Below are 12,512 nucleotides of genomic sequence, written 5' to 3' on the forward strand. Positions count from 1 at the left end.
GGCACCGGTGGCCGTCGCGGCTAACAGGGGCTACCAGGGCTACCAGGGGCCGAGGGTCGGCGGCTTTCCTCAACCAGGGGGCAGGAGTGGCCGTAATCCGTCGTGCACCTACGCTCTTGCCATGCATACCGTCGTCGTACTGGTCCTGGACGGGGTCGTCCCGTTCGACCTGTCCGCCCCGATCGACGCCTTCGGCCGGCCGCGGCTGCCCGACGGTCGCCCGGCCTACCGGGTCAGGGTCTGCTCGCCGTCCCCCACCGGGGAGGTGAGCGCGGGGGCGTTCACCGTGCGGGCGCCGTACGGGCTCGAGGCGCTGGCCGAGGCGGACACGATCATCCTGCCCGGGGTGGCGGAACCGCCGGACGAGCTGCCGATCGGCGTCGCGGAGGCCCTGCGGGACGCGGCGGCGGGCGGCACCCGGATCGCCTCGGTCTGTGTCGGCGCGTTCCTGTTCGCCGCGACGGGCCTGCTGGACGGACTGCGCGCGACGACGCACTGGATCGCGGCGCGGGAGCTGGCCGAGCGCTACCCGAAGGTGACGGTCGACCCGAACGTCCTCTACGTCGACAACGGCCAGTTCCTCACCTCGGCGGGCGCCGCCGCGGCCCTCGACATGTGCCTGCACATGATCCGCGGCGACTACGGTTCGGCGGTCGCCGCAGAGGCGGCCAGGATGTCGGTCATGCCGCTCGAACGGGAGGGCGGCCAGGCTCAGTTCATCGTCCACGACCTGCCGCCCGCGCCCGCCGGGGCGACTCTCGAACCGGTACTGGCCTGGCTGGAGGACAACTGCGGCCGGGAGGTGACCCTGGAGCAGATCGCCGGGCGGGCCGGCATGAGCACCCGCACCCTCAACCGCCGCTTCCGCGAACAGACCGGCACGACACCGCTGCGCTGGCTGCACCGGGCGCGGGTACGGCGCGCGCAGTACCTGCTGGAGTCGACGGCGTACCCGGTGGAACGCATCGCCGCCCAGGCGGGTTTCGGCTCCCCGACGGCGTTCCGCGAACGCTTCCGCAAGGTGGTCGGCACCAGCCCCCAGGGGTATCGGCGGGCGTTCCGGTCGGGGGAGGGTCCTGAGGGCCCGGGGGCCACAGGGGCACAGGGACAGACGCAGGGACACACCGGCACGGACACGGGGATACGGGGATACGGGGGCACACGGACACAGGGGCAGGGGGCGGCAGCCGAGCCCGGGAAGTAAAGATCGTATAAGGTGATCCGCCGAACGTCTTGGTCAGCAGCGACGGCAGGGATCTCAACGGCATGTTCCGTACGGTTCGCGAGTTCCTCGAGATCGGCGCCGGGGCCGCCGACCCACGCCCGGGTCAGATCCAGGATCCCGTCATCAAACGGCTCCAGTCCGGCCGTACGCTGGCAGGGTTCACGGCGACGGGATGGATGCTGGTGTCCTACCCGCTGGCCGAAGGGCGCGCGGAGTTCGTCCTGGGCAAGCTGGTGGACCTGGTGGCCGGTTTCGGAATTCTCTGCACGGCCGGTCTTCTCGCCGTGGCGGTCTTCATCACCGCGACGCGTCCCCCGCTGCGTCGCGTCTACGTCAGGCGTCTCAAGGCACCGGGAGAGACGCTTCGCGCGCTGCTGATCGGCGCGATCATGGCCGGTGGCGGCGGCACGCTGCTGGCCAAGCTGCTGCGGGGGGAGATCATCCCGTGGAGCGAGATCCACTCCCACGGCATACTCGCCACGGTGGCGGCGTTCGTGCCGTTTCTTGTCCTCGTCCTCCCCGTCTGCCTCGTCCTCGTGGTCATGGGGGCTTTCTCGGTGCTGAGTTGCGTCTGGTACTCCTTCAACTCCTGCTTCCGCGTGGGCGATGTGCACGAGTTGCTGCCCGCGTTGGTCTCCCCGTTCCTGGTGTGGTCCCTGTTCGTCCTGAGCTGCCTGGACGGCCCCGAAGTGGCCGCACCGCCCCTCGTCCTCTACCCGTTCCTGCTGGGCGGTCCCCTGTCGGTGACGGCTCTGTCGGTGTGGGAGATACGACGGCTGAACCGGCGGTACGGGATGACGTTCACGTCGGCGCTGGGACGAGAGCCGCAGTGGGAGCCCGATCCGGAGTGGGAGCCCGATCCGGAGTGGGAGCCCGATCCGGAGTGGGAGCCGACGCCGCCGGTGGCGGGCCAGGAGCCCGGCTACGGAGCCCCGTCGCCGTACACCGCGCCCTCGGCTCCCTCGGCCCCCTCGACGGCATACCCTCCGTACCCGCCGTCGTCCCCCTGAGTCAGGCCTCCGCTCAGGCGCGCCGGTCGGCGACGGCCCACGACGCGAGGGCGACCGCGCCCGCCACGCCGAACACCGACGGCCAGGCGCCCACCTTCTTCGCCAGCGGATGCGACCCCGCGAAGGCGGCGACGTACGCGACGCTCAGCGCCCCCGCCGCCTTCCCGCCCGCCTGCCGCCGCCACTGCTGTGCGGCCGCGGCCCCCGCGACGGCGAGGACGGCCCCGCCCAGCGGCCGCTTCCTCGTCCACCGGGCCACGCCGTACCCGCCGACCAAACCGCTCGCGGCGATCACCGCGCTGGGAACCTTCGCCATGTCTTCCTGCCCTCTCCTCGGTCGCCCCGAGGCTAACGCGCGGACCCGCCGACACCACGAACATGAGCCGAGGCTTGTCAACTTTCCTCCCGCGAGCTATATAAGAAGGCGTAGGGCATCGCACCCAGCACCCAGGAAAGGAGTGACCCGTGATGCTCATGCGGACCGACCCGTTCCGTGAATTCGACCGACTCGCCCAGCAGTTCTTCGGCCCCGGCACCGGAACAGGCACCGAACACCACCCCGCGGCGATGGCGATGGACGCCTACCGGTCGGGTGACGAGTTCCTCGTCCACTTCGACCTCCCCGGCATCGACCCGGAGACGATCGAACTCGACGTCGAACGCAATGTCCTCAACGTGCGCGCCGAGCGCCGTTCCCCCGCCCCCGAGGGAGCCGAGCTGATCGTCGCCGAGCGGTCGACCGGCACCTTCACCCGCCAGCTCTTCCTGGGCGAGACCCTCGACACGGACCGCATCGACGCGTCCTACGAGGCCGGCGTCCTGACCCTGCGCATCCCGGTGGCCGAACAGGCCAAGCCGCGCCGTATCCAGATCACGGGCGGCGCGAGGAACGACCGCAGGCAGCTCAGCGGATGACGGGCGCCTGACGGGGCCCGGGGGAGCGCCGAGGCAACCACGCCCCGACGCTCCCCCGGGCCCCAGCACCACCGGGGTGCCAGGTGCCAGGCCCCCATCCCTCACCGCCGCCGGGCTGCCGGGCTCCCGAATTCCCGGGCAGCCGGGGCGCCGCCCGACGTCAGGGGCCGGCCGCGCCCGGCCCGACGCCGCTCACCCGGCTCCTGCCCGCTCCTGTCCACGACGGCCCGTTCCAGCACCGCCCTGGTGTCGTAGACCGTCCCCGCCTCGGCCCGCTCGGTGTCGCGGCTGAAGACGGTGCGTACGCCGAGGTAGCCGAGCGTGCCGGGATCGAAGATCCACTCGGTGCGGGTGCCGTGCCGGGTGTCCTCCCGGGCGATGGCGATGCCGTGCCGGCCGACGGCGTCCACCGCGTCGGCCACCTCGGTCACACCGGGGATCCGGGCGGTGGCCTTGTAGAACGCGGCAGCGGTCGCGGACGGCATGATCTGCTCGCCGATGAGATCGCCGATCCGGCCGAAGACCTCCTGGTCCTCGTCCTCCCCCTGCTCGACCCGGGTATCGGCGTAGAGCAGCTTCAGCAGGGCGTCGGGATCGGTGGGCAGCGAGGCGAGCCAGGCGTAGGTGGGCCGGTCGAACCCGGCCGGCACCGCGGCGTCCTTCGGATCCGTACCGTCCGGCACGCCGATCTCGACCGGCCAGTCCTGCCCGTACTCACGGATCAGCCCGACGTCGGTCACGGGCCCCTGCCGCTGCGAGAACCACACCTGCCGCTCGTGCATCTTCCCGAGCTCGACGGGCCCGTCGAAGACGCCCTCGTTCCCGGCGCCCCTGCTGCGCACGTACACGAACTGGCCGTCGCCCACGGGCTCGACGTCCGTCCGCAGGGCGACCGCGGCGATCCGGTCGAGGGTCACGACGGCGCCACGGCTCCCGCCCCCGCCCGCCGTACTGCTCGCACCGGTCCGGGCCGCCGTACCACTCTCGCCCCGCCCCGCGCCGATCCCGACGGTGAGCCCGGCGGCCAACGCGACGGCGACGGCGACGGAACCGGCCACGAGAGCGGGCCGCGAAAGCCGCGGGCGGCCCCGAACCGGCGAATCGGCGTAGTTTGTCTCGTGGTTGTGGTTGTGGTTGTGGTTGTGATTGTGGTTGTGGCCGCGGTCGTGGTCGATGAGCTGCATCAGAACGTCCTTGTGATGGGAGCGACGCCCGGGAGACAGCACCTGCCGCTCGACGGGACCGGCCGGCAACAGCCGCCGCAGTTCCTCGAGTTCCGCGCGCTCCTCCTGCTCGGACCCGGCGGGAGTGGCGTTCATCGGGCTTCCTCCTGAATGGGCAGGACCGCGAACGCGGTCTCACTCTCCACCTCTCCGCGACGGGAGCGGGGTTCCGTATGTAGTCCTGTACGCCGTCCTGTACGCCGTCCCGTACGCCGTCCCGCACCTCGTTCGGAACGCCGTTCTGTACGTCGCTCCGCCGGCCCGGACTGCCGTGTCTCCCCCTCGACGATCTCCCGAAGCCGGGCACGAGCCCGGGACAACCGGGACCGAACCGTTCCGACGGGCACGCCGAGGGCCTCCGCGGCCTGCGCGTAGTCGAGACCGCCCCACACGCACAGGGCGAGGACCTCCCGCTCGTGCCGCCGCAACCGCCCGAGCACCCGCCGTACTTCGGCGAGCCGTCGGGCGTCGTCGACCCGCCCGACGACGTCCTCGGCGAAGTCACCGACGGCGTCGTCGCCTCCGGTCCCGGCTCCCGCCTCGGCCCGCCGGGCGAGGAAGGCGAGCCGTCGGCGAAGACTCCGGTCGGCGTTGCGCGCCTTGTTGGTGGCGATCCCGAACAGCCAGGGCCGCAGCGAACCGCCCTCGGCCTCCACGGTCCCGCGCCCCCGCCAGGCGGCGAGGAACGTCTCGGACATGACCTCCTCGGCGACGGACCAGTCACCGGTCAGCCGGAGGGCGTGGTGGTACACGGCCGTCGCGTACAACTCGTAGAGCTCGGCGAACGCCGCCCGCTCCCCGCCCCGCACCCGCGCCCGCAGAAGCCCGTCACCGTCACGGCCCTCACCATCACGGCCCCGACCGTCACGGCTCTCGCCCCCGCCCTCGCGATCGTCGTCGACATCGCCATCGCCTTCGCCATCGGCATCGTTGGAACTCACACCTCTACCTCTCCGGCGTGTAGGAGACCGTTCCAGTGCCGTGGGTCACACCCCTCCGAACCGGGGAAAGCGGGGCCACCAGGGGGCGGGGGCTACCAGGGCAGCGTCCCCGCCGCGTCGAGATACGCGCCGGTCGGCCCGTCGGGACCCACCTGCGCCATCCGGACGATGATCTCGGCGCCCTCCTCGACGCTCTGGACGCCGGTGTTCCCGTTGAGGTCGGTCTTGGTGAAGCCGGGCTCCACCGCGTTGATCCGCATGGCCGGGAACGCCTTCGCGTACTGCACGGTGATCATGTTGACCGTGGTCTTCGAGGCCGGGTAGGCGACGCCCGGATAGGCGTACGCCGGGGTGCCCGCGTCGGTGACGCGGCTCAGGGATCCAAGGCCGCTGCCGACGTTGACGATGACCGGCGCGGGGGAGCGCCGCAGCAACGGCAGGAACGCGTGGGTGACCCGCACGACGCCGAAGACGTTCGTCTCGAACACCTCGCGCATGTGCTCGGCGGTCACCTCCGCGGCTCCGACGATGCCGTTGTCGGCGCCGCGGCTCTCGATGCCCGCGTTGTTGACCAGTACGTCCAGGCCGCCGTCGGCCTCGACGGCCTCGGCCGCGGCCTGGACGGAGTCGTCGTCGGTGACGTCGAGCCGGACCCAGCGCGCGCCCAGCCGTTCGGCGGCCCGCCGCCCGCGCTCGGCGTCGCGGCTGCCGACGTAGACGATGTGCCCCGCGCCGACGAGCCGACGAGCGGTCTCGAACCCGAGCCCCTTGTTGCCCCCGGTGATGAGTGTCGTGGTCCTGTTCGTCGTTGTCATGGCTCCAGGCTGCGACGACGGCGGGTGAGCAGCCAGGAGCCCCGTCTTCCTGGGACTGCCGGTACCAGGAAGAACCGGCAGGTCCGGTGCACAGTGGAGACATGGCGAGCACGGACTTCGGACGTACCGTACGACGCTGGCGGGACCGGGTCGCGCCGGAGGCGGCGGGACCGCCCTCGGGCGGGCACCGGCGCGCCCCCGGACTGCGCCGCGAGGAACTGGCGATGCTGGCGGGCATCTCGGTCGACTACGTCACCCGCCTCGAACAGGGCCGGGCGGAGAACCCGTCGGAGCAGGTCGTCGAGGCCCTCGGGCGGGCGCTGCGCGTCTCCCCGGCCGAGCGCGAGCACCTGTTCCACACCGCCGGCCTCGTACCGCCCGGCCGGGGCACGGTACCGGCGTACATCGCGCCGAGCGTCCACCGGATGCTGGACCGCCTGACGGGCACACCGGTGGCGGTCTCGGACGCGTCCTGGACGCTCCTCCTCACCAACCCGCTCTACACGGCCCTCATGGGCGAACGGCACGGCCGCGAACGCAACGGCGCCTGGCGCGCGTTCCTCGGCTCGGGCGGCCGCGTCCGCCACACACCGCAGTCCCGCCGGGCCCTGGAGGCCGCGGTCACCGCCGACCTGCGCACGGCGGCGAGCCGCTACCCGGCGGACCGGCGCCTGCGTCAACTCATCGCGGATCTCCGGGCGAACAGCGCCCGCTTCGCCGAACTCTGGGACTCCGGAGCCGTCGGCCACCACGAGGCCTCGCGCAAGACGATCGACCACCCCCAGGTGGGCCCCCTCACCCTGGACTGCGACGTCCTCACCGTCGCCGGCACCGACCTCCGCATCATGATCTACACCGCCGAACCGGCCACGCGGGACGCGGAACGCCTCGAACTCCTGGCGGTGTTGGGCCCTCAGCCGCTCGTCGAGCAGCCCGACGTCAGTGATTCCTCGGCATGGTGATCCGGCCGGTCATCAAGGATTCGTGATTGGCGAAGAGCGTCTCGAGTCCGACGTGCCGACGGATGTACGCCGTCCACGACGTGTCCGGCAGGTCCGTGTACGCCATGACCGTCCGGGCGCGACTCGCCTGGGTGAGGATCCATCGGGCCTGGTCGCCAACGTCGAGGCGACCGCCCAGGCCGCGTGCCAGCCGCCACAGTTCGTCGCCGTCACTCTGCGCGTCGACGACCGCGACGAGCCCGACGTCGCCGAGACCGCGGCCGTCGCTGGAGTGCGTGGTGTAAGCGACGCTGAGGCCTTCGAGGGGAAAGACGGTCACGCGGCTGATCGCGGTCAGCTCGGTCAGGGACACGGGCGCGAGTCCGTTCTGGCGTGAGGCGGGGCGGACCGACCGTGGAGACGGCCGGCCCGCACGGCGGGGAAGGGGATGCTCAGCAGCAGGGGCCGTCGCCGCAGCAGGCGGGCGGGTTGCACTCGGCGGCCGTACCCCACAGCCGTTCGTCGACGTCGAAGCCCGCGGCCCGGATTCTGCCGACGACGTCGACCATCAGCCCGCGCGTCCGGACCTTGGAGTTCGGCTGGTGATGCAGGAAGTAGCCGAAGCTGCGCGCGCACCAGTCGGCGTACCAGCCGGTGTGCAGGATGAGCGTGTGCCACCCGGGGTCGACCTGCCGCGACGGCGCCATGCTCCCGCCCTCACCGCTCGACCCCATGACGAAGACGAGAGCGAGGGCCTGATCGACGACCCGGTCGGCGACACAGCGCTCCAGGCCGTACTCGTCGGCACAGAACGCGGCGAGAGTCTCGAACTCGACATCGGTGACGAGGGAGCGGCCGGTGCGGGTCTGGGTGGTGACGGCGGTGGGGGCCATGGGGGCCATGGGGTGAGCTCCTTCGCGTGGGAACGTGCTTTCACTGCTCATCGCCCGTCAGCTGCTTTCCGGCGGCGATGAGCCGAGCGATGTCGAGGGGGCGGCACAGTGCGCCTGCCGAGGGCATGGGCACGGCCCAATAGGAGTTCCGCGTACCGGCTTCGAGGCAGACGGACTGCGGTCTCGGTACTCCGAGATAGGAGCCGGGGCCCAGGCACTTCACGCCCAGCGCGCGCCATTCCAGGACGGCCATGCGCCAATTGGTGGGCATGCAGGCGGGGACAAGGGCGTAGTACCGGGCGCCCTGCGGATCGCAGATGACCGGACCGGCATCGAGTGCCTCGCGGAGGAACGAGTCGATGTCTTCGCGCTCATGACTGTCGGCCACGGCGCGCACGAGGTCCTGCGGCAGCCGTACGGCTGACATGACGGTGCCGAGGGGCAGCAGCGCGATGCCCTGTTCCGTCCACTCCGCCGCCGCGTTGCCGGGTATGGGGTGAGCCGACAGCAGCCAGTAGGCAGTGGCCAACTCGCGGACGGCGCGGGTGTGGAGGCGGATCCCTGTTTCTGGTGGGACGGGTTGTGGAGCCCGAGTTCTCGTCTCGAAGGTCACCTTGCCGAAGCTAGGGCCGAGGCACGCGGTGCAGCCAGAGATGTGCACAGATGTGCACACCATCTCAAATGCGATGTCTGGCTGCTTTGTGGCCTTGACCAGACGCTTCAGAGGCGGGAAATTTGGTGCACATCAGCGCACAGGACCAATACGGAGGCAGCCATGCGCTTACGGTTCATCGGGATCGACCCGGATACGGGAAAGAACGGGTCGCCCACAGCGTGGGTCGACCTGGAGACCTCTGACATCGTGATCCAGAGCTACACGGCGGACGAGCCGACACGAGCCCAGTGCGTGGAGAACCCGGCACCGGGGCACGCCAAGGGCATCCCCGACCACGAGACGGTCGTGCGCATCCCAGCACGCCTGGTGCCGATCCTGCGGGAGGCCTGCGATGTCGCAGAACGTACCCGGCTTTGACGAGCTGATGGAGGCCGCGCAACACTCCGCCGTACACCTGGAGATGCGTGACGAGTACGCCGTCGGCGACGAGGCGGACGACTACGACACCTGGCTGCGCACCGGCCGGCGGGACGCCGATCCCAGCTCGGAGTACTGGGCGCCCTGGGTGGACCTGATCTCCCGAACAGTGGCCCGCGGGGTCGTCGTACGACGGGCCCGCATCGTGTCCGAGCCGGTCACCGCCTACATCCGCTACGAGCACGCCGGAACCGTCGTCAACGTGCGGGCGGGCGAACGAGTGCGCTGGTTGCCGCGTCGGCAGGCGGCCGACCTGATGCTGCCCGGCGCCGACCTGTGGATCTTCGACGACGCCCAAGTACTCTTCAACCACTTCGCGGGCAACGGCGATTGGAGTGGCACACCCAACGAACTGCGCACGGAACCCAACCTCGTCAAGCAGTGTTCCGACGCCTTCGAGGCAGTATGGGAGCGTGCCGTCCCGCACGACGACTACGAGATCCACTGACAGAAAGCGTCCTCGGCCAGCTCATGTCCATCTCCCCGTCCTCCTCCGCCCAGGCCGCACGCGAGAACGTGGCGCGGCGACTGCGCGACCTGAGGAGAAACGCCGGCCTCACGGTCACCGAGCTGGCCTCGCAATGCCGTTGGCACCACGCCAAGACGTCCAGGATCGAAAACGCCCGGACGCCCCCGTCCCCCGCGGACATCCGCTCGTGGTGCGGTGCGACCGGCGCCGAGGACCAGGCCGAGGATCTGATCGCGGCCTCCCAGGACGCGGAGTCCCTCTACCGCGAGTGGCGGCAACGCGTGCGGGCGGGACTTCGCAAGCTCCAGGACAGTTACGTGGAGCTCTACCGGGAAACGGACCTGCTGCGCACGTACTCCCCGGTCCTGGTGCCCGGGCTGCTGCAAACAGAGGGATACGCGCGGGCGCTGCTCAGCACCAACGCACGCCTTCTCGAGGTTCCCGACGACGCGGCCGAAGCCGCGTCGGCACGCCTCCAGCGCTCCCGGATCATCCATGAGCCCGGCCACCGCTTCGTGATGGTCGTCGAAGAGGCCGTGCTGTACTACCAGCTCGGCAACGCGGACGCGATGGCCGCGCAGCTCGGTTACCTGTTGACCGCCGGGGCGCTCCCGGCGGTGTCCCTCGGCGTCATCCCGATGTCGACCCGCGAACGGACGCTCTGGCCGCAGGAGACGTTCGACGTCCACGACGACACTCTCGTGTCCGTCGAACTGATCTCCGCCGAGGTGAACATCACCCAGCCTTCGGAGATCGCCCTGTATATCAAGGCTTTCGAGCGGTTGCGCCGCATGGCCGTCTACGGAGCGGATGCCCGGGCGCTGATACTGCGGGCGATCGAGGCGCTGCGGTAATCCGGCAACGGGCATCACCTCAGGTGCGGTCAGCTCTCGGCATCGCGCTTCACGGCACGCAGGAAGGAGAACCAAGCCCCGCTTCGTACGGCGATCTCGGGCCCTCCCGCACTCTTCGAGTCGCGTACCAACGCGCCGTCGTCCACCAGCGCGCACTCGACACACTCCCCTCCCGCCCCGTTGCTGTACGACGACGTGAACCACGCCGGACGGCTCTTCCTGCCGGGCGTTGCGTTGCTCATGTCGCGTACTCCTTCAGGACGGTTTCGATGAGGTGGACCGAACGCTGAGGGCTCAGAGCCGCGGCGCGCAGACCGTCGAACGCTCGGGTGTACTCACGAACATGATGCTCGCCCTCCAGGTAGACGGCGTCGGTGATTCCGTCGCGGTAGACGATGTCCGGGTCTTCTGGTGCAGGGAAGCCCAGCATGGTGAAGGAGCCGGTGGCCGGATAGGTACCGGAGTCGAAGGCGAGGACCTGAAGCGTGACGGCCGGCAACTGGGCTGCTTCCAGGAGGCGTTCCATCTGTTCGCGCATCAGCGCACGGTCGCCGATGACGTTGCGCAGAGCGCCTTCGTTCACGATGAACCAGGCTTCGGGCGCGTCCGAACCCATCAGCAGGGCTTGACGCTCCATCCGGACCCGTACGGCCCTGTCGACGTCCTCGGCGGACATCTGCGAACCGGTCTTGTGGAGTTCGGAGGTGTACGCGTGGGTCTGCATGAGACCAGGCACCAACTCGCACTGGTACTGCCGGAAGGTCGACGCCTCCTGTTCCAGACCGATGTAGATGTTGAACCACTCCGGAACCCCCGCCCCGTGGACCTGCCACCAGCCGCGCATCTTGGCCTGTCGGGCCAACGACTTGAGGAACTCGCGCAGTTCGTCGCTGGTGCCGTAGAACCGGCAGAGGGCGTCGATGTCGGACGGCTGGACCCGGCCGTTGCCCGTCTCCATGCGGTTGACCTTGGAACCGCTCCAGTCGAGGCCGGCGCCCACCTGGGCGCAGGTGAGCGTCGACTGTTCCCGGAGCTTCTTCAGCTCGATCGAGAGACGACGACGGCGTGCCGTCGGTGATCCGGCCATATCAACCCCGTTTTGGATAGCGGACGTTCAGTCTCAGGCCAAGGGGCACGCTTGCCAATCACTCGGAAGTGGGATTCTCGCCGTGCACATTGCACAGGGGGATTCGCAGGCTGCACCCTGAGGCAAAGCAACTCATCGTGATATCCCGTGACGCTGTGTGTCTTCATGGGGTGTCACCTGCGACGAAAGGGCTTCTCATGGGTCAGCACGCATGCATGACGCGCAAACCGTGGGACCTTGCCTTCACCGCCGAGCCGACGGAGGTGGCCGCCCTGCGCCGGATCATGCGGCTGCATCTGGGCATCTGGGGCCTACCGGAAGTCATCGACGACGCCCAGCTCTGCATGAGCGAGCTCGTTTCCAACGTCATCACCCACGTCGGCCCGGGAACCCCGGCCAGGCTCGCGGTGTCGATGAACGGCGTCCACCTGCGCATCGAGGTCCACGACCCCGACACGCGCGCCCTGCCCGTGCTCCGCGACATGCACGTCGGTTCGGAGGGCGGCCGAGGTGTCTCTCTCGTTGACGCGGTCGCCTCGCGCTGGGGCGTGCAGCTCCGTCCCGACCGGAAAGTCGCGTGGTGTGAGCTGGCAACGGGCCTCGAGTCACCGGACAGCCATGTGGAAGGTCCGGGTGTACGCCGGGCTGAGGCCTTGCTGCGGCTCTGTGCCGGTGAAAAGGCGCTTCACCGACCTGGCCCGACGAGACTGGGGAGGGCCGTGGCCGAGGACTCGGTGATCACCGCCATCACGGACTTCCTCCATTGGCTTCGTGTGCATGGCTGCGATGTGGACGAAGCCTTGGATCGTGCTCAGAGCCGCTTTGAAGCCGAACTCCGGTCAACCGCGGCGACAGAGGGTCGTGGTTCGAGTGCATGAGGGCGGACACCCACCGGGCCGTCTCTGCGCATGACCGGAGAAGCGCATGGCATCAAGGCGAGGAACCACCGCTCGCCGCACCTTCCGTGCACGGCTGCAGCGGCAGGGACCTGAATCGGAGCGTCGGCCACCCTACCGAATCTCGTTCTCTGTCAGGAGCCGATGCTG

The 12,512-nt window shown here is 70.0% G+C and carries 17 protein-coding genes; 8 read left to right on the forward strand and 9 right to left on the reverse strand.

What is annotated here, in order from left to right:
- The first annotated feature begins 121 nt into the window (after positions 1-121).
- Complete coding sequence (locus QQM72_RS26220; RefSeq protein ID WP_314223299.1) at positions 122-1,204, forward strand: GlxA family transcriptional regulator; 1,083 nt, start codon at positions 122-124, stop codon at positions 1,202-1,204.
- A 62-nt stretch (positions 1,205-1,266) separates the two neighbouring features.
- Complete coding sequence (locus QQM72_RS26225; protein ID WP_314223300.1) at positions 1,267-2,235, forward strand: hypothetical protein; 969 nt, start codon at positions 1,267-1,269, stop codon at positions 2,233-2,235.
- Between the two features lie 13 nt (positions 2,236-2,248).
- Here the strand turns inward: QQM72_RS26225 and QQM72_RS26230 are convergent, their stop codons facing one another.
- Positions 2,249-2,551: a hypothetical protein gene (locus QQM72_RS26230; protein WP_314223301.1), complete on the reverse strand. Its 303-nt coding sequence runs from the start codon at positions 2,549-2,551 to the stop codon at positions 2,249-2,251.
- Between the two features lie 152 nt (positions 2,552-2,703).
- On the opposite strand from QQM72_RS26230, the gene QQM72_RS26235 reads away from it, so the two are divergent.
- A complete protein-coding gene (locus QQM72_RS26235) occupies positions 2,704-3,150 on the forward strand; it encodes an Hsp20/alpha crystallin family protein (RefSeq protein ID WP_314223352.1) in 447 nt (148 codons plus the stop codon).
- A gap of 101 nt (positions 3,151-3,251) precedes the next feature.
- Here the strand turns inward: QQM72_RS26235 and QQM72_RS26240 are convergent, their stop codons facing one another.
- The 3 genes from QQM72_RS26240 to QQM72_RS26250 form a co-directional block, all read right to left on the reverse strand.
- Positions 3,252-4,469, reverse strand: coding sequence for a CU044_5270 family protein (locus QQM72_RS26240; protein WP_314223302.1), 1,218 nt, complete (start codon positions 4,467-4,469; stop codon positions 3,252-3,254).
- On the reverse strand, positions 4,466-5,194 hold the full coding sequence (locus QQM72_RS26245; RefSeq protein WP_314223353.1) for an RNA polymerase sigma factor: 729 nt from the start codon (positions 5,192-5,194) through the stop codon (positions 4,466-4,468). Before QQM72_RS26245 ends, QQM72_RS26240 begins: the two co-directional genes overlap by 4 nt.
- Positions 5,195-5,406: 212 nt before the next feature.
- Positions 5,407-6,129: an SDR family NAD(P)-dependent oxidoreductase gene (locus QQM72_RS26250; RefSeq protein ID WP_314223303.1), complete on the reverse strand. Its 723-nt coding sequence runs from the start codon at positions 6,127-6,129 to the stop codon at positions 5,407-5,409.
- Positions 6,130-6,230: 101 nt separating this feature from the next.
- Between QQM72_RS26250 and QQM72_RS26255 the strand changes: the two genes are divergently transcribed.
- On the forward strand, positions 6,231-7,091 hold the full coding sequence (locus tag QQM72_RS26255) for a helix-turn-helix transcriptional regulator (RefSeq protein ID WP_314223304.1): 861 nt from the start codon (positions 6,231-6,233) through the stop codon (positions 7,089-7,091).
- Here the strand turns inward: QQM72_RS26255 and QQM72_RS26260 are convergent.
- The 3 genes from QQM72_RS26260 to QQM72_RS26270 form a co-directional block, all read right to left on the reverse strand.
- Positions 7,069-7,443, reverse strand: a complete 375-nt coding sequence (locus QQM72_RS26260; protein ID WP_314223305.1) for a hypothetical protein — start codon at positions 7,441-7,443, stop codon at positions 7,069-7,071. The genes QQM72_RS26255 and QQM72_RS26260 overlap by 23 nt on opposite strands.
- 79 nt (positions 7,444-7,522) lie before the next feature.
- Positions 7,523-7,963 (reverse strand): glycine-rich domain-containing protein, encoded by a 441-nt coding sequence (locus QQM72_RS26265; protein ID WP_314223354.1) that lies wholly within the window; start codon positions 7,961-7,963, stop codon positions 7,523-7,525.
- A 40-nt stretch (positions 7,964-8,003) separates the two neighbouring features.
- Positions 8,004-8,492: a hypothetical protein gene (locus tag QQM72_RS26270; protein WP_314223306.1), complete on the reverse strand. Its 489-nt coding sequence runs from the start codon at positions 8,490-8,492 to the stop codon at positions 8,004-8,006.
- A 246-nt stretch (positions 8,493-8,738) separates the two neighbouring features.
- Between QQM72_RS26270 and QQM72_RS26275 the strand changes: the two genes are divergently transcribed.
- The 3 genes from QQM72_RS26275 to QQM72_RS26285 are packed head-to-tail and all read left to right on the forward strand — an operon-like array spanning position 8,739 to position 10,379.
- The gene (locus QQM72_RS26275; RefSeq protein ID WP_314223307.1) at positions 8,739-8,996 is read left to right on the forward strand and encodes a hypothetical protein; all 258 of its coding nucleotides are present in this window, start codon (positions 8,739-8,741) and stop codon (positions 8,994-8,996) included.
- Positions 8,971-9,504: a DUF6879 family protein gene (locus QQM72_RS26280; protein ID WP_314223308.1), complete on the forward strand. Its 534-nt coding sequence runs from the start codon at positions 8,971-8,973 to the stop codon at positions 9,502-9,504. Before QQM72_RS26275 ends, QQM72_RS26280 begins: the two co-directional genes overlap by 26 nt.
- A gap of 23 nt (positions 9,505-9,527) precedes the next feature.
- Positions 9,528-10,379 (forward strand): helix-turn-helix domain-containing protein, encoded by an 852-nt coding sequence (locus QQM72_RS26285; RefSeq protein ID WP_314223309.1) that lies wholly within the window; start codon positions 9,528-9,530, stop codon positions 10,377-10,379.
- Positions 10,380-10,408: 29 nt separating this feature from the next.
- Here QQM72_RS26285 and QQM72_RS26290 read toward each other — a convergent pair whose 3' ends face one another.
- Both QQM72_RS26290 and QQM72_RS26295 read right to left on the reverse strand, forming a co-directional pair.
- Positions 10,409-10,621: a DUF397 domain-containing protein gene (locus QQM72_RS26290; protein WP_314223310.1), complete on the reverse strand. Its 213-nt coding sequence runs from the start codon at positions 10,619-10,621 to the stop codon at positions 10,409-10,411.
- Positions 10,618-11,466, reverse strand: coding sequence for a helix-turn-helix domain-containing protein (locus QQM72_RS26295; RefSeq protein WP_314223311.1), 849 nt, complete (start codon positions 11,464-11,466; stop codon positions 10,618-10,620). The genes QQM72_RS26290 and QQM72_RS26295 overlap by 4 nt, the downstream gene beginning before the upstream one ends.
- 215 nt (positions 11,467-11,681) lie before the next feature.
- Between QQM72_RS26295 and QQM72_RS26300 the strand changes: the two genes are divergently transcribed.
- The gene (locus QQM72_RS26300) at positions 11,682-12,344 is read left to right on the forward strand and encodes an ATP-binding protein (protein WP_314223312.1); all 663 of its coding nucleotides are present in this window, start codon (positions 11,682-11,684) and stop codon (positions 12,342-12,344) included.
- The last annotated feature ends 168 nt before the right edge of the window (positions 12,345-12,512 follow it).

The organism is Streptomyces zaehneri (assembly GCF_032248645.1).
Lineage (GTDB): Bacteria > Actinomycetota > Actinomycetes > Streptomycetales > Streptomycetaceae > Streptomyces > Streptomyces coriariae.